10 protein-coding genes and 1 tRNA gene are annotated in these 16,764 nt (G+C 55.6%); 10 read left to right on the top strand and 1 reads right to left on the bottom strand.

Annotated elements, in window-relative coordinates; translation table 11 throughout:
* Positions 1-47: 47 nt before the first annotated feature.
* Genes VM163_00735 through VM163_00720 form a run of 4 tightly spaced genes read left to right on the top strand, consistent with a single transcriptional unit; the run spans position 48 to position 4,510 of the window.
* Positions 48-785 (top strand): redox-sensing transcriptional repressor Rex, encoded by a 738-nt coding sequence (locus VM163_00735; GenBank protein HUT02403.1) that lies wholly within the window; start codon positions 48-50, stop codon positions 783-785.
* Positions 782-2,872 carry an O-antigen ligase family protein gene (locus VM163_00730; protein ID HUT02402.1) on the top strand — a complete coding sequence of 697 codons (2,091 nt, stop codon included), beginning with the start codon at positions 782-784 and terminating at the stop codon, positions 2,870-2,872. Before VM163_00735 ends, VM163_00730 begins: the two co-directional genes overlap by 4 nt.
* Positions 2,862-3,461 (top strand): hypothetical protein, encoded by a 600-nt coding sequence (locus tag VM163_00725; protein HUT02401.1) that lies wholly within the window; start codon positions 2,862-2,864, stop codon positions 3,459-3,461. The genes VM163_00730 and VM163_00725 overlap by 11 nt, the downstream gene beginning before the upstream one ends.
* A gap of 56 nt (positions 3,462-3,517) precedes the next feature.
* A complete protein-coding gene (locus tag VM163_00720; GenBank protein HUT02400.1) occupies positions 3,518-4,510 on the top strand; it encodes a hypothetical protein in 993 nt (330 codons plus the stop codon).
* A gap of 85 nt (positions 4,511-4,595) precedes the next feature.
* Here VM163_00720 and VM163_00715 read toward each other — a convergent pair whose 3' ends face one another.
* Complete coding sequence (locus VM163_00715) at positions 4,596-4,769, bottom strand: hypothetical protein (protein ID HUT02399.1); 174 nt, start codon at positions 4,767-4,769, stop codon at positions 4,596-4,598.
* Between the two features lie 190 nt (positions 4,770-4,959).
* On the opposite strand from VM163_00715, the gene VM163_00710 reads away from it, so the two are divergent.
* The 6 genes from VM163_00710 to VM163_00685 all read left to right on the top strand — a co-directional run bounded on the left by VM163_00710 (position 4,960) and on the right by VM163_00685 (position 16,544).
* Positions 4,960-5,042: transfer RNA gene (locus tag VM163_00710), tRNA-Ser, on the top strand.
* Positions 5,043-5,800: 758 nt separating this feature from the next.
* Entirely contained in the window at positions 5,801-8,680 is a 2,880-nt protein-coding gene (locus VM163_00705; protein ID HUT02398.1) for an SNF2-related protein, read from the top strand.
* A gap of 61 nt (positions 8,681-8,741) precedes the next feature.
* A complete protein-coding gene (locus tag VM163_00700; protein ID HUT02397.1) occupies positions 8,742-9,077 on the top strand; it encodes a type II toxin-antitoxin system RelE/ParE family toxin in 336 nt (111 codons plus the stop codon).
* The gene (locus tag VM163_00695) at positions 9,077-10,195 is read left to right on the top strand and encodes a HigA family addiction module antitoxin (protein ID HUT02396.1); all 1,119 of its coding nucleotides are present in this window, start codon (positions 9,077-9,079) and stop codon (positions 10,193-10,195) included. The genes VM163_00700 and VM163_00695 overlap by 1 nt, the downstream gene beginning before the upstream one ends.
* The gene (locus tag VM163_00690) at positions 10,192-13,263 is read left to right on the top strand and encodes a DNA methyltransferase (protein ID HUT02395.1); all 3,072 of its coding nucleotides are present in this window, start codon (positions 10,192-10,194) and stop codon (positions 13,261-13,263) included. Before VM163_00695 ends, VM163_00690 begins: the two co-directional genes overlap by 4 nt.
* A 20-nt stretch (positions 13,264-13,283) precedes the next feature.
* Entirely contained in the window at positions 13,284-16,544 is a 3,261-nt protein-coding gene (locus tag VM163_00685) for a DEAD/DEAH box helicase family protein (protein HUT02394.1), read from the top strand.
* Positions 16,545-16,764 lie beyond the last annotated feature (220 nt).

Raw genomic sequence — 16,764 nt, 5'->3', positions numbered from 1 at the left:
GCAAGGGAGGAAAAATGACATGAGTCGGGCGACCCGACGGCGCTAACGTGAAAAGGATCAAGGCGCACGGCCAAAGCGCGCGGGAGCGAGGCAAATCTGTCGGCCACGGTGTCTCATCTCTTACGCTCTTTAGGGCTTCCCTCTATGTCAGGCATTTGGCAGACTTGGAAGCCGAGGGTAGGGAAACCATCTCTTCGAGGGAGCTTGCCGGCAAGTTCTCGATCAGCGCTGCGCTCGTGCGCAAGGACCTGGGGCTATTTGGCGCATTTGGCAAAGCCGGGGTTGGGTACTATGTCAAGGGGCTGAGAGAAGCTCTGCTTCAGAAGCTTGGGCTGAAGAGAACGTGGAACGTGGCCATCGTGGGCGCCGGGAGACTAGGTATCGCCCTGTCGAGGCATAAGGGTCTTGCCGAAAGCGCGTTCCGAGTGGCTGCCATTGTTGACAAATATCCTGAAGCCACGGCAGCGAAGCGAGATTCTGGACTTGAGGTATTCCATGTCGATGATCTGCCTCGATTAGTCAACGAAAGATGCATAGAACTTGGGATAATCGCTGTGCCCGCGTCGAGCGCACAGGATGCGGCCGACACGATCGCGCAGGCGGGCATAAAAGCGATATTGAACTTCGCACCCACTCATATCGATGTTCCCCAAGGCATCTTCGTGCATAATGTGGATTTCACTATCTACCTCGAGAATCTCGCCTACTACGCAAACCAGGCCTATTATCGCGACGGCCACCCTTGCGACCTAGGTGATAAGGATTGGCTCGGACATCAAGAGTGAAAGACGACTTGCGAGGCGGGCGGATTAAGCGCCGAAAGAAGCCGGCTCGCAGTCTCTCTATGCTCGCCGGGCAGAACATCCTGCTCCTAATGCTATTGGCTGTCCCACTGGCGTTCACGCCTCTTACCTTAGACAGGTATAGCCAGATCAAGTGGGCCATCCTCCAACTCCTGGTGCCGTTTCTCCTGGCGGCGGCGCTTGTTTTCAGAAGGACTATAAGGGAGGTTTTTTTCACAGGACCCATGATGGTTCCCGCGCTCGTGTTTGTGGCCTGTGGCTTCGTCTCGGTCCTGTTCGCACAGAACAGGCCCTGGGCCGCGCGGAGCGCCGTCAATCTGCTCTACATGTTGGCGCTCATGCTCGCCTGCAAGACGCTGGTGCAGACGGGGCTTGATCTCCGCAAGGTTCTCGTGGCCATTATCATCGCCAGCACCCTGGTGGCCCTGCTTGGCATCATCCAGTATTATGGGCTTTTCGGCCAGAGACGTATCCCCGATTCGTATGGCGAGCTGCAAACACCTTCCACCATCGGCCACAACAACTTCGCGGCAGCATTCATCATAATGGCCATCCCGGCGACGCTTGCGGTCTTGGCCTCGGCAAGCCGGGCATGGGTAACTGTTGCATACTCGGTGAGCCTGTCCGTTCAGCTTTATTACCTCATAATAACCGCAAGCAGGGGCGCCTGGACCGGCTGCTTCGTGGGTTCGTTTTTCTGGGCGGTCTGGGCGTTCGTTCTCCCAGCGCTCAGTCGCTCCAAAGGCCCGAGGCGGTCGCGAAAGGCGATCGTCGTCGTGCTGCCGTTGGTCTGTGCCGTCGTGGCGCTAATCATCGCAAGTCCCTCAACAAGGTCGCTCGTCATCGACAAGGCCGCCTCGATGATCAACTTCAACGACAAGCCCATACAGTTCCGGCTGCTGACCTGGAGGTCAACCATATCGATGATCGCGGAGCGGCCCTTGGGAGTGGGGCTAGCCAATTATGAGATGCGCTACCCGGAATACCGCTCTCCGGAAGAACACCGAATAACGGGCCGGTTCAAGAAGGTTCAACACGCACACAACGAGTACCTCCAGACCACGGCGGAGCTTGGTGTTTATGGCACAGTTGCCTTCCTATTTCTCATTGTATCGTTCTTCAGGGCGGGCGCGAGCGCAGCAAGAAATGCCCAGGCTCGCAGAGATAAACTCATGCTTCAGGCCGTCTTAGTTGGGCAGCTGGCCATGCTCGTCCACTCAATCTTCAGCTTCCCAGCTCATCTTCCAGTAACGCTCATGATGTTCTGGGTCTATTGCGGACTTGTGGCTGCGCCGATACGTCTCGAAACTGGAGCAGCGATCGCCAGCAAGAACCCCCACCGCCGCTCCGCACCAGCGCTACTGATCGCGGCCCTCGTGCTCGCAATCCTTCAACTCTCCGCCTCCGAACTCATCTCAGAATATCATCAATCCAGAGGCATCTTGCTTAAGAACAAGGCCGAATACGAGCAGGCGGCGGCCCAGTTTCAGAAGGCGGCCGAGTTCTGCAACTCCAACTTCCTGAACCACTACCTCGCCTCGGTATGCCTCCGCAACATGGGCAAACTCGACGATGCCATCGACGAGAGCCTGAAGAGCCTCAAGTACAACCCTAACGACCGCCATTCGATCTTCAACCTCGGGGCGCTTTACTCCTACAAGGGCAGGACGGACGAGGCGATCGGGCTTTGGAAACGTGTTCTTTCTCTCGATCCTGACTATGCTCAAGCTTACTTCAATATGGGAGCTGTTTACGAACACTTGGGCAAGCCCGCTCTCGCGCTGAGCGCCTACAAGAACGCGCTCGGGATAGCCCCTGGGATGAAGGGTGCCTGCCACAATTTGGTCGTCATGCTCGAGAGGATGGCCAGGTTTTCAGAGGCTAGGGATGCCCTTGTGCACTGCCTCGAGAACGTTCAGGACCTTCAGCTGCAGCTCGACCTTGCACGAGTCTATACGACGCTGGGTGAGACCGGGAATGCCCAGCGCACGCTCATCGACGCGAGGCGCCTCTTCGGCGAAGACGAGCGCATCGAGGCACTGCTTCGCAGCTTGGAGAATGAACATTAGCAGCCGCATCGCTGGCGCCGCTGCATGGGTCTTTTTAGCCGTCATAGTCCTCGTTATAGGCATACTTCAGCTAACGGACTTTCTGCCCGGGGCTTGCCGAGAGTTGGACGTGTCCGAAGAGGCACCCCAAGTTAGTTCCGAGCTGCCCCCTGCTGGCTCGCTCAGGGACTTTCTCAACTCCAACCCCCACGGGTCCATCGTTATCATCTGCGTCAATGGGCGACCGTCACAGCAGACGTGGCAAGCGCTTCGGCGAGGCATGGTCCGCATCGGAGCACAGCGCGAGATAGGTCCCATTTTGGGCGCCTCCTTCGTCCTCATTGGAGTGATGGACGCCCGGCCTGGCTCGGCGGTATTCAAGATGGGTGTTCAGGAGATCGAGATCAGGCTCAGAAAAGGCCAAGAGATCGGCTCAACGGGCGTTGTTGCGCCTCAAAGCATCGTGGCCAAGAGCATCGGCGATTCGGAGAGCATCGGAAGGGCGGTTATATCGGTGGCCGGCGTCTGGCTTTCGCCAAACAAGGTGGGCGTAAACGTGGTGGTCATCGACGGCGGTGGACGTTGCATAAGACGCGGGAGTTTTCAATAACAGATGCTGCCAGCAGGTTTTTGGGTCTCAGCACTAGGTTTGACCGAGGGGATTTTATGAGCGTGGCGGAAGTTCTTGGCGCGATAGACATCGGGACGGGCTCCGTGCTCTGCCTCGCAGTTGAAAAGAGAGTGAATGGGTTGGGGCAAGAGCTTCTCAACGAGAGCATTATCACGGGGCTTGGCGCTGGGACAGCGAGCGACCCTGCGATGCGGAGGGAGAGCATCGAGCGCACGCTGGCCGCGGTGGTCGAGTACGTTGATAAGCTGCGGGAGGTTGGCGCAGCTAGCATCTCCATTGTGGGGACGAGCGCGCTTCGGAAGGCGCCCAACAGAGACGAGTTCGCGGCAGCAGTCAGGCAGAGTACCGGCCTTGAGGTAGAGGTAATAAGCGGCAACGAGGAGGCCCGGCTGACGTTCTGGGGTGCGACCTGTGGCATTACCTGTGGCATTCCGCTCTCGACCAGCCGGATTGCTGTGATGGACGTGGGCGGCGGCAGCACGGAGCTTGTTCTGGGCAGCGCTAGCTCAAAAGAGGCGAGCGAGCCGACCCCGCCGGAGCTTGCGGTCAGTATCCCGCTCGGAGCGCTGACCCTAACGGACCGCTTCATCACGCTCTATCCGCTCGATTTGGCCGTGACCGCACAATTGAGGGCCGCCATTCGCGACGAGCTGAAGGGAACAGAGACCGAAAAGCTCGTGGAAAAGGCGACAAGCGGCCCCGTCAATCCGCTGCTAGTAGCAGTGGGCGGGTCGGCGACCACACTCGTGGCGATGGAGCACAATATCGTGCCATACGCACCCGAGCGGGTTCAAGGAGTTCGGGTTACGCAGGATGTCATACTGAAGCACATTGACAGGCTGGGGAAGATGTCGCTTGCCCAGCGGCATCAAATCCCGTCGTTGCCGAAGGGACGTGCGCCGGTGATAGACGCGGGGCTTCTGATACTGCACGAGCTACTGTCCTTATTCGGCGCTTCGGCCATGACGGTCTCGGATAGGGGCCTAAGATACGGCGTCATCGTCCGGGACAGCCTGCGGCACTCTTGAAAGGCAGCGCACACCTGGCGAGCAGACCACCATCCCGGCAAGCACGCCTCGTGCCCATTTCCGCTCGGGCTCGCTTTTGTAACCCTCAGCGAAAGAGCTTCCTCAGACCTTTCCCGATCGCCCGACCGACGAGGCGCCTACCAACCCGCTTGCTGATTCTCTTGGGGCTTCCGCCGCTCAAAGCCTGAAGGTCGCCCAGAAAACGGCCCAGCTTGTAAGTCCCACTCCTAACAGAACGCGAGAACATCCTTTTTGTCATTCAGTCACACCTCCTCGCTGTTCAGCACTCTACGTGATCCTTATCATATAGAAAAGTCCCGCAATTGGCCCAAATTGTCAAGAGGTTCTCAACGCCGCCCGTGCCCGGCCCCAGGAGTTTAACCGGCCAACCCGAGGCGCAACCTGACTTGCATCCGCTCGCAGACAGCCTATATTTGGATGCGCGATAAGGAGGGGTGGCCGAGAGGTCGAAGGCGGCGGTCTTGAAAACCGCAGACCGAAAGGTCCGTGGGTTCGAATCCTACCCCCTCCGAGCCGCTTTCCGGCGATTGAGCGCGGAAAACTCTCTCAAGACCTACTTTCCCTGTTTAGCCTTGTTGTTACATTGTGATGCTCAGGTAAACGGCACAATAGCGGCACAAAGATTGGGGTTGATGTGAAGTGTCGGCGAAGTTATGTGTATCGTTCAGGGCAAGGCTACCAAAGCAGGATTGCACTCAAGAACGGCACAATAGCGGCACACTGACCTTGGTCTTAGGCAAGAATGAACACCACGGAACCCCAAGGGCAGGGCGAAACGGAGTTGTGCGGGCTTCTGACTATCAGAGTAGTATCAGACATCACATAAGGGGCGAAACGTCTCTACGGGCGTCTGGCGCAATTTCTCGGATCGGACATCCCGCTCACCGCATCCCCTCGAATTTGCACTCCGAATCCAGGTCTTCTCGCACTCTAGTTGGCGTGGCGCCGATAAGCCCGAACAGAGCAAACCTCAATGAGCTGGATTTACCCGACCATCTGATCTTTGAGCCTGCAAATATCACACCGGCATGCCGAGGCTTGTATCTGCGCCATCGAGCGGAGAATACCGTAACATACTGCCGGTTCTTGATTCAGCCGCAGACTTGTGTTTCAATCCCTAAACCCAAGACGGGCCATCGCGACGTATTGTGCACGAAGCTGAAGGCGCCGAGGCGTTCCTTCTCGGTTCCTGACCGTCAAGGTCGCGTAACACGAATTTGCCCTCGTGGCATATATAAATGGGGAGTCTGCCAAGAAAGCACCTGCGGCATGACCACAGCCTATCACGCCAAGTATTTCGCATATAGATTGACCCGCCAAGGTGGCTTCAGTGCCGAGCGACTCTCTAGGTCACTCTTTGACGCGTGCGTCGATCTGAATCCCCACCAGATAGAGGCCGCCGCATTCGCCATCAGATCGCCATTGTCAGCGGGGACCCTCCTCGCCGATGAAGTAGGGCTCGGCAAGACCATCGAGGCCGGGATAGTCCTTTGCCAATACTGGGCTGAATCTCAACGAAAGCTCCTAGTCATCTGCCCAGCATCGCTACGAAAGCAGTGGGGACTGGAGCTGGAGGAGAAGTTCAGCCTCCCAGTCTTAATCCTGGACGCAAAGACCTATCGCCTCGCAACAGCACAGGGCAATCCCAACCCATTCGAGGCTAACGCAGTAGTGATCACTTCTATACACTTCGCCAGTCGCCAATGCGCCCAGCTGCGTCCCCGAGAATGGGATTTGGTCGTCATCGACGAGGCGCATAAGCTTCGCAATTCATACAGGCCCAGCAACAAGATGGGGCAGAACATACGATGGGCACTCGAGAATCGGCGCAAGATACTGGTCACAGCAACGCCTCTACAAAACTCGCTTATGGAGATTTACGGCTTATCAACCTTGATCGACGAACGTATGTTCGGCAATCCAGGCTCATTCAGAAGCCAATACGGAAACGTTGCCTCCGATCTTGACGCATTGCGCAACAGACTGGTTCCCTTCTGCAAGAGGACACTCCGAAGACAAGTTGTGGAATACGTTCGGTTCACCGAACGACGGCTGCTCACCTGCCCATTTCAACCCTCTGAACAGGAGCACGGACTATACAAGGCCGTCTCAAGTTTCCTCCAGCGAGATGATACCTATGCACTACCGACCCAGCAACGCCACCTGACAGTTCTCATCGCCCGCAAACTCCTCGCCTCATCCTCAATTGCCATCGCCAAGACGCTCGAAGCCATGAAGGATCGATTGATCAAGCTTCGCGACGGCCAACCGCCCGAGCAAGAGAGCCTGGCCGAGAAGATCATCGAAGGCGAGGAAATCGGCGACGATCTCCTCGATGAGTTCCCAGAGACCGACCAGGAGGATCAAGAGGCCACACCGCCCTCGGACGATGAACCCATCAGAATCGACCGCAAGAAGCTAGAGGCCGAAATCCAGGAACTGGAGAGATACATCCTCTGGGCCCAGAGCATAGGAATCGACACCAAGACCCGAGCCCTGCTAAAGGCCCTCGACGTCGGCTTCAAGCAGCTGGTCAAGATGGGTGCAGCCCGCAAAGCCGTGGTCTTCACCGAGTCAAGGCGCACCCAGGAGTATCTCACTCGTTTCCTCGAATCGAACGGGTACGCCGGACAGGTATGCACCTTCAACGGCAGCAACACCGACCCCGACTCCCGAAGTATCTATGAACGTTGGCTCGAGGCCAATCGGAACACCGGAAGGTCAAGCGGCTCACGACAGGTGGACTGCAGAACTGCCATCATTGAACACTTCCGGGACCAGGCCAGCATCATGATCGCAACCGAAGCAGCGGCAGAAGGCATAAACCTCCAGTTCTGCTCTATGGTTATCAACTACGACCTCCCGTGGAACCCCCAGCGCATTGAGCAACGCATCGGCCGATGCCACCGCTACGGACAGGAGTTCGACGTCGTTGTCATCAACTTCCTAAACGAACGAAATGCTGCCGATCAACGCGTCTACGAGCTGCTCGACGAGAAGCTCCACCTTTTTCGAGGCCTGTTCGGCGCATCCGACGAGGTCCTGGGCGCGATTGAATCCGGCGTGGACTTTGAGCGTCGCATCCTGGACATATACCAGCAATGCCGCACCCCCGAGGAGATCGAAGCCGCTTTCCAAGAGCTCCGTCAGCAGCTCGAGGAGACAATCGAGAGCAAGCTCGCCGCAACCCGGCGCACACTCCTGGAGCAATTTGATGAGGAAGTTCACGCGCGCCTCCGTGTTAATCTGGAGGGCACCCGGCAACAGCTGGACCAGATAGGCAAGCTGTTCTGGACGCTCACCAAATTCGTCCTGTCCGACCTCGCAACCTTCAACGATAGCGACCTCACCTTCAACCTGTCCCGATCCCCTGTGGAAGGCACGCAGCCGGGCACGTATCATCTCATCTCTAAGACCGAGCGAAACGTCAAAAGCGACTTCCTTTATCGACTCTCACATCCCCTCGGCCAGCACGTTATCGAGACCGCAAAAGCCTATCCGGCGCCGTTGGCTTCCCTCACATTCGACATCTCTAATCACCCAGTCAAGATCTCCCTCGTTGAAGCCTTGAAGGGGCAGTCCGGCTGGCTCCACCTCCAGCGACTCACCATTCATTCCTTCGAGCTTGAGGAGCATCTTCTCTTTTCAGCCTTGGGTGACGATGGCAGCGCACTCGGCCAAGAAGTCTGCGAGAAGCTCTTCAATTGCCACGCCACTGTCGGCCCCCGAAGGAACATCTCACCCAGTATAAGGACCCGACTCGAAGGAGAGGCGGAGCGACATGCCAAGTCTACCATCAGCCTATCCGTGGAGAACAACAGCCGATATTTCAACGAGGAACGTGAGCGTCTCGAGCAATGGGCTGAAGACGTTGTGTTTGCGGCTGAGAAGGATCTCAAGGACACGAAGAATCAGATCAAGTTGCTGAACCGACAATCCAGACAATCACCAACGCTTAACGAGCAACACAAGTTACAGGACAAGATACGGCAACTGGAGAAGAAAAAACGACGCCAGAGACAACAGATATTCGACACCGAGGATGAGATAATCGACAAGCGCGACAAACTCATCTCAGCATTAGAGAAGAGAATGGCCCAGCGGACCTCGATCGAATCCTTGTTCACCATCCGCTGGTCTGTAAAATGAAGCACCGACTCGAAACGACTTGAAATACTTTACCTATTAGGTAATCTTAATTGTTGAATCTATGGACATAAAGTTCAGGTTGAAGAAGCTCGCAAAGGTCTTTAACTCAGACCCGCGACTTCGTAGAGAATACGGGAAACAAATGGCAGAGATTATCGAGAATCGACTGAAGGTCCTAAAGGCGGCTCCATGCTTGGGGGCAGTCCCGAAGATCAAACCCGAGAGGTTGCATCCATTGGCGGGAAAAAGGAAAGGACAGTACGCGGTGGACTTGAAGCAGCCATATCGCTTGATCTTCGAACCCAACGTAACAGCATTGCCAGAGAAACCGGATGGCTCGATTGATCTTGCGCAAATCAAGGAGATCATCATTCTTGAAGTGAGGGATTATCACTGATGTCTAGCCTGCAACTGTATCAGTATGAACCAGATTATGCTGTCCATCCTGGAAAGATACTGAAGGAGCATCTCTCCGCTCGAAACATGAAGCAATCTGACCTGGCAAGGCTCTGCGGATTGTCTGCCAAACACATTAGCCAGATCATCAGCGGAAATGCCCCGGTTACGCCTGAAACGGCTATCCAACTCGAGCGAGTTCTTGGGATGTCTGCAAACATCTGGAACAACCTCGATGCGGATTATCGCCTTCATATCGCGAAGGAAGAAGAACGCAAACGACTCAGTGCGGCGGTTCAGTGGTTGAAGCAATTCCCCGTCAGAGAACTGAAGAAAGGGGGCTTCTTGCCCAAGTCGAGAGATACGGTCGATATAGCTAGAGGTCTCTTGAGTTTCCTTGGCGTTGGGAGCTTCGAAAATTGGGAAGCCAGCTACAACATCTTGGCCGTGTCCTGTCGACAGTCTCCCGCCTTCAAGAGCTCAAAGGAATCAGTGGCGGCATGGCTCAGGATTGGGGAGTTAATGGCTGAGAACATCTCGACCCAATCCTATGACAGAGACACGTTTGAGGAATCGCTGAGAGCGATTAGAGCATTGACTCGAGAACTCCCTAGTGTTTTTGAGCCCAGGATGAGGGAACTATGTCGACAATCAGGTGTGGCCCTAGTATTCGTCGCGGAGCTCCCAGGCACCCATCTCTCTGGAGCAACAAGATGGCTCAACCGCAATAAGGCCTTGATAATTCAGAGCCTCCGCTACAAGAAAGATGATCATTTCTGGTTCACCTTCTTCCACGAGGCAGCCCACATCCTGCTCCATGGGAAGAACAGGAAAAGCCTCTTTATCGATGACACAAAGATGGACTCGAGTGATAAGGAAGATGAGGCCAACCACTTCGCCGCAAATGCCCTGATACCTGAGGCGAAGTATCTGTCATTTGTTAGCAAAGGTCGCTTCTATGAAGAACATATTGTCGCATTCGCCAGACAATTGGGCATCGCACCGGGCATCGTCGTTGGCCGCCTCCAGTACGATAGGAAGATCAAGCCCAGCTGGCAAAACAAGTTAAAGCGCTCATTCGAGCTCGTGGAGAGCACCCGCGAGGACCAGGCTGAATGAGTAGCTTCGATGATCTGAAGGCCAAGCTCGCCGAGATATTCCAGCTCGACCAAGCGGACCTGGACTTTGGCATCTATCGCATCATGAACCAGAAGCGGGATGAGATTGAGCGCTTCTTGGATGATGATCTCCTGCCCCAGGTGCGTCAGGCCTTCGAGGAATATCAGACAGGCGACCGTGCTCACATCGAGGATGAGCTGAAAGAGGCGGTGAAGCAGGCTGAGTCGCTTGGCGTTGATCCTGATGCCAGCTCGAAGGTCAAGGAGCTCCGGGAGAAACTGGCCGAGGCGCCGGATATCGCCGCTCTTGAGAATGAGGTCTATTCGCACCTGTACAACTTCTTCCGCCGCTACTACCACCAGGGCGACTTCCTAAGCCTCAGACGCTACAAGGAGGGTGTCTATGCCATCCCCTACGAGGGCGAGGAGGTCAAGCTCCACTGGGCGAACCACGACCAATACTACATTAAGACCTCCGAGTATTTCCGGGACTACACGTTCAAGCTGTCTTCCGGGAAACGCGTCCACTTCAAGCTAGTTGAGGCAGACACCGAGAAGGACAACCAGCAGCCGCAACGCGGCAACGAGCGACGGTTCATTATCGCAGCCGAGGACCCGATATGCGAACAGGACGGCGAGCTCTTCATCCGCTTTGAATACGCGCCCGATCCTGAGAACAGAAAGCAAGCCGAGCTCAACGCCGAGGCAGTCCAAAGGGTTCTTGCCCTTCTCGGGCGAGGCGAATGGCTAACCGAGGAGCGACGGGAGTGGTTCAACGGTCTGTCTGAACTGAAGGCGACGGAGAAGAACCCGAAACGCACTCTTCTTGACAAGCGCCTCGCCGACTACACGGCGCGGAACACGTTCGACTACTTCATCCACAAGGACCTGGGCGGCTTCTTGAGGCGCGAACTCGACTTCTACATCAAGAATGAGGTGATGCACCTCGACGACATCGAGAGCGAGGCCGCGCCTCGAGTCGAGCAATACCTCAGCAAGATCAAGGTCATCCGCAGGATAGCGCACAAGATCATCGAGTTCCTTGCCCAGATTGAGGACTTTCAGAAGAAGCTCTGGCTCAAGAAGAAGTTCGTCGTCGAGACCAACTACTGCGTGACGCTCGACCGCGTGCCCGAGGAGCTATACCCAGAGATCGCTGCCAATGATACCCAGCGAGAGGAGTGGGTCCGGCTGTTCGCCATTGATGAAATGAAGAGCGATCCCGCCGGTTCCGCTGCCTATTCAGAGCCCTTGTCGGTCGAATTCCTGAAGGCCAATCCCTTCTTGGTCATTGATACGAAGCACTTCAGCCGGGAGTTCAAGGATAGGTTGCTCGCCAGCTTCGACGATGTTGACACGAAGTGCGACGGGCTGCTGGTGTATAGTGAGAATTTACAGGCCCTGAACCTGCTGTTGGAGAAGCACCGTCGACGGGTCCAATGTATCCACATTGACCCTCCTTACAATACCCAGACCAGCGGCTTCCTTTACAAGAATGAATATCAGCATTCTAGTTGGCTTGCCATGATGGAGAGTCGAGCAAAAACAAGCCTTCCATTGCTCGCCGCGGACGGATCGTGTTTGTGCCATATCGACGAGAATGAACATGAACTTCTCCATATGCTTTACTGCGCCCTCGGCATCCCTGATGGTGGGACGATAGTGTGGGACAAGAGGAACCCCATGTTGGGGCGAAAAGGTATCGCAACCCAGCACGAATATGTGATTTGGCGCACATGGCGGGAAGGGCCGATTTATCTCAAGCCTACGAACGTCCGAATGATCATCGGCAAGGCCCAATCAATTGTAAGCCATTATGGCGGGGTAACATCCCAGGCCCGCGACGACTTCAAGAACTGGATCACTAGTTGCGGTGAGCTTACGGGAGGGGAGAAGGCATACCGGTTCCTGGATGACGACGGCCGTGTGTTCCGTGGGGTTGCCATGGGGGCCCCTGAACCTCGGACCCACCCGAAGTTTCATATCCCACTAGTTCATCCCGTCACCAAGAAGGAATGTCCCGTTCCACCCAACGGATGGTCTCGAACACCCGAGACTCTCCAGAAGCTAATGGATAACGGCGAGATTCTTTTCGGTGATGACGAGACCGTTCAGCCGCAGAAGAAAGTACTTCTTACTGAAGACTCCAAGCGTCAACTATCGTCCGTGATCAGCGATGCCTCCAGAGGCAAAGCTGACGTCGACAAGCTTGGCCTCGAGTTCCCTTATTGCCATCCAGTTTCCCTCTATGAGGAGCTCTTAGGAGCAGAATGCCAGACTTCGGGCGATGTCGTTCTCGACTTCTTCGCGGGCTCCGGGACAACAGGTCATGCGGCCATCAATCTCAACCGTGAAGATGGAGGCAATCGGGCATACATTCTGGTTGAGATGGCCGATTACTTTGACACGGTGATGACGCCGCGCATCAAGAAGGTCGTGTATTCGAAGGACTGGCGTGATGGCAAGCCGGTGTCCCGCGAGGGGATCAGCCATACGTTCAAGTATCTTCGCCTGGAGTCATACGAGGACGCGCTTAACAACCTGGAGCTTAAGCGGACCAAGGAGCAGGAAGACCTGCTCGCGGAGTCCGATTCGTTTCGGGAGAGCTACATGCTGTCCTACATCCTCGACGTGGAAAGCAGGGGGAGCGCCTCGCTCCTGAACGTCGAACAGTTCGAGGACCCTTTCAACTACAAGCTGAAGATCGCAACCGGAAGCGTGGGCGAGACGAAGCCCGTCACGGTCGATCTCGTCGAGACGTTCAACTACCTGATCGGTCTGAAGGTGCGACACATCGATCACATCCGGGGCTTCCGAGTAGTCCAGGGCACGAATCCTGACGGCGAGAAGGTGCTCGTGATATGGCGCAACACGAGAGAGACGAGCAATGAGAACCTCGACAAGTTCTTTGACAAGCAGGAATACAATCCGAAGGACACGGAGTTCGACCTGATCTACGTCAACGGCGACAACAACCTCGAGAACCTGAGGCGCGATGACGAGACCTGGAAGGTGCGACTCATCGAGGAGGAGTTCCACCGGCTGATGTTTGACGTGCAGGACGTGTGAGCCGTCTGGCGCCCACTGACATGACCACACCTGAACCAACTACGCCTCTAACGCTCTCGCCAACGCCTGGGACCGCACGGCGACGCGGCCGCCGGCCCGCTCGTCCGAGAGTCAGGTTCGAGGACAAGCTCGTCCTTTTCCAGTGGATGCTGAGCCTGTTCGAGGTCGATTCCTTCCAGAAGCTCGCAGACCTTCTTAAACAAGCATCCCTGGGCTTCAATGAGGACAACGTCTCCTACTACTGCCAGGCCCTTCAAGCCCGGATATTTGAGCGCGAGCACTTATCGGCGGACCTGCTTCTCCGATATGACCAGAACATCGTCCGCCACTGGAAGCAGATAACTGAGAAGCGCAACCGGAAGGGGCACATCCTCTATCCCAAATACTTCCAATACTTGGCCTTGCTTTTCACGGAGATATATCTCGACCGGTTCTTTTCAGACCCCTCGTCATTGCTCGCAGATTTGAACGCGCAGGCCGAGGTGCTTAACGCTGATCGGGCCAGAGGCGACAGGGTGAAGCCCTACAATCCCGAGGACCTGAATAAGGTAGCATTGTGGTGTGCGACGGGCTCCGGCAAGACGCTTTTGATGCATATTAACATCCTCCAATACAGGCACTATCTGAGACTGCACGGTCAGGAGAAAAGCCTCAACATGACGATACTCCTGACACCCAATGAGGGCCTTTCACGACAGCATCTTGCGGAATTCGGGCTCTCGGGAATCAAAGCCGAGCTCTTCGCCAAAGAAGGCGGTCGCCTCTTCGGCGGAAGGGACGTGGAGATCATCGACATCCACAAACTGAAAGAGGAAACTGGCCCGAAGACGGTGGCGGTCGAGAGCTTCGAGGGCAACAACTTGGTGCTTGTTGACGAGGGCCACAGCGGGGCCAGCAGCACCGACCTCGGCCATTGGATGACCATGAGAAGAAGCCTCTGCGCGCACGGCTTCTCGTTTGAGTATTCAGCCACGTTCGGCCAGGCGGTCGGCAAGCATCGTCAGGAGAACTTAGAGCAGCTATATGCGAAGTGCATCATCTTGGATTACTCCTACAAGTTTTTCTACCGCGATGGCTACGGCAAGGAATACCGCATCCTCAACCTCGCGGACGACTCCGACGAGGCGATAAGGCTGAGGTATCTGACGGCAAGCCTGCTGGCCTTTTATCAGCAGCAGAAGCTCTATGCGGACAGGAAGCATGAGCTGCGCCCATTCCTACTTGAACGCCCGTTGTGGGTCTTTGTGGGGCACAGCGTCAACGCCGTCAGCAAAGAAAGTGGCCGGGATGTCTCTGATGTCCTGGATATCCTGCTATTCCTCTCATACTTCGTCAGGCACCGAGAGCAGGTTGAGGAGTACCTCGGACAGCTCCTTCAGGGCCGCTCAGGCATTCTTGACAGGCATGGCACGGATACCTTCTCAAACGTGTTCACTTACCTATACTCGCTCAACACGTCACCGCAGGACCTCTACAATGACGTCCTAAAGGTTCTCTTCAATGCGAGCTCCGCCGGCTCGATACATATCGAGAACCTGAAGGGCACCGGCGGCGAGATCGCAGTCCGGGTGGGAGACAACGAGCCATTCGGCTTAATCTACGTGGGGGACGCGCCTAAGCTCTGCAAGCTCTGTGAGGACCACACGGAGCTCGTAGTCCAGTCACAGGAGTTCTCGGGTTCTCTATTCCACTCGCTCAATGAGGGAGATTCCACGATCAAGGTGCTCATCGGCTCCAGAAAGTTCACTGAGGGCTGGAACAGCTGGCGAGTCAGCACCATGGGCCTCATGAATGTCGGCAGGAAGAAGGGCGTTGAGATCATACAGCTCTTCGGTCGCGGAGTTCGACTCAAGGGCCACAACCTCACGCTGAAGCGGAGCAGTCAGGTGCCCGGCTTGAAAGCGCCTCGCCATACTGAGCTCCTCGAGACACTAAACATCTTTGGCATTCGAGCGAACTACATGAAACAGTTCAAGGAGTATCTCGAGGAAGAGGGGCTACCGACTGAGGATCAGAGAGACGAGATAATCCTCCCGGTGATAAAGAACCTCGGCACGAAGAGGCTGAAGATGATCCGCCTTCCAAAGGAGCTCGACTTCAAGAGAGACGGGCCGAAGCCAACCCTTGGTCTTTCTGATAACGGCGCGAATAGATGCAGAGTTTTTCTTGATTGGTATCCCAAAGTTCAGGCAATGGCCAGTAAACGCATCCGCCAGCCTCTCGAGCTCGCCAAGAAGAATGAGGCATCCTTTTCCCGGAAGCACACAGCGTTTATGAACCTCGAGGAGATCTTCTTTGAGCTTCAGCGCTACAAGAATGAGAAGACCTGGTTCAACCTAAATCTCCGAATGGAAAGCCTCAAAGTTCTGCTCGAGGACCCGTCCTGGTATCAGCTCTACATCCCCGCCGAGGAGCTTGAGTTTACGGACTTCGACAGGATTCGACGGTGGCAGGAGATCGCGACAACATTGCTCAAGAAATACTGCGATCGCTACTACAAGCTTTGCAGACAGGAGTGGGAGAGCAAGCACCTGGAGTACATCGAACTGAGCGAGGACGACCCCAACTTCATAGAGCAATACCGGTTTCTCGTTGAGCAGTCGAGACAGGACATCGTTGAGAAGCTTCTGGAATTGAAGGGTTATATTGAGCAAGGCCATCTGCGCGAACTCGAATTCCAGGGCCTTTCGGTAATCACGTTCAGCAACCACCTCTACGAGCCCTTGGTCTATGTAACGGGTGGCCTGGTTGAGGTCAGACCCGTAGTCCTTCAGAACGAGGGTGAGAGGGATTTCGTCCTCGACCTGCGCAAGTTCTGCAACGCGAAGCGAGAGTTCTTTGAAGGCAAGGAGCTCTATCTCCTGCGTAACATGAGCCGCGGGAGGGGGATAGGTTTCTTTGAGGCGGGCAATTTCCATCCCGATTTCATCATGTGGCTTGTCAATGGCGACAAGCAACACATAGCCTTCATTGACCCCAAAGGACTGCGCAATCTTGAGGGCCCCAATGATCCCAAGATCGCGTTCTACAAGACGGTCAAACGTCTGAAGGAACAGCCCCAGCTCGCCGATCCGCACGTAATACTCAGCTCCTTCATCATAGCAAGCACGCCATACAACATCATCAAATGGTGGGGCCTGACCAAATCCGAGCTCGAGGAGCGCAATGTCCTGTTCCAGAGGGATAATAGGGACACCTATATCTCGAATCTCCTGGGTAAACTTACTTCGCCCCAACCGGCGTTCGCCAGGATGGAGATCAGCCCGCTAAAACCGATGTAGCCGAGGATGACCTCCAATAGGACACCTGGTAGCCGCCAGCTATCGGGACACAATCCACGTCGCAGGCCGGGCTTTACGGCATCAGCCACAACGGAGAGACTCTCCCATTGGTTATGATAGGCGACGCGTCTTTGTCTGGCGAGAACCGAGACAGACCAAATCAAACCACATCAACTCGACTACCCAAACCTCCTGACTATCCCGCCCTACCCAATCCCCT

This window comes from bacterium (genome assembly GCA_035527515.1).
Lineage (GTDB): Bacteria > B130-G9 > B130-G9 > B130-G9 > B130-G9 > B130-G9.
Note: the sequence above shows the minus strand (reverse complement) of the source record. Positions and strands in the feature narration are given on the sequence as shown.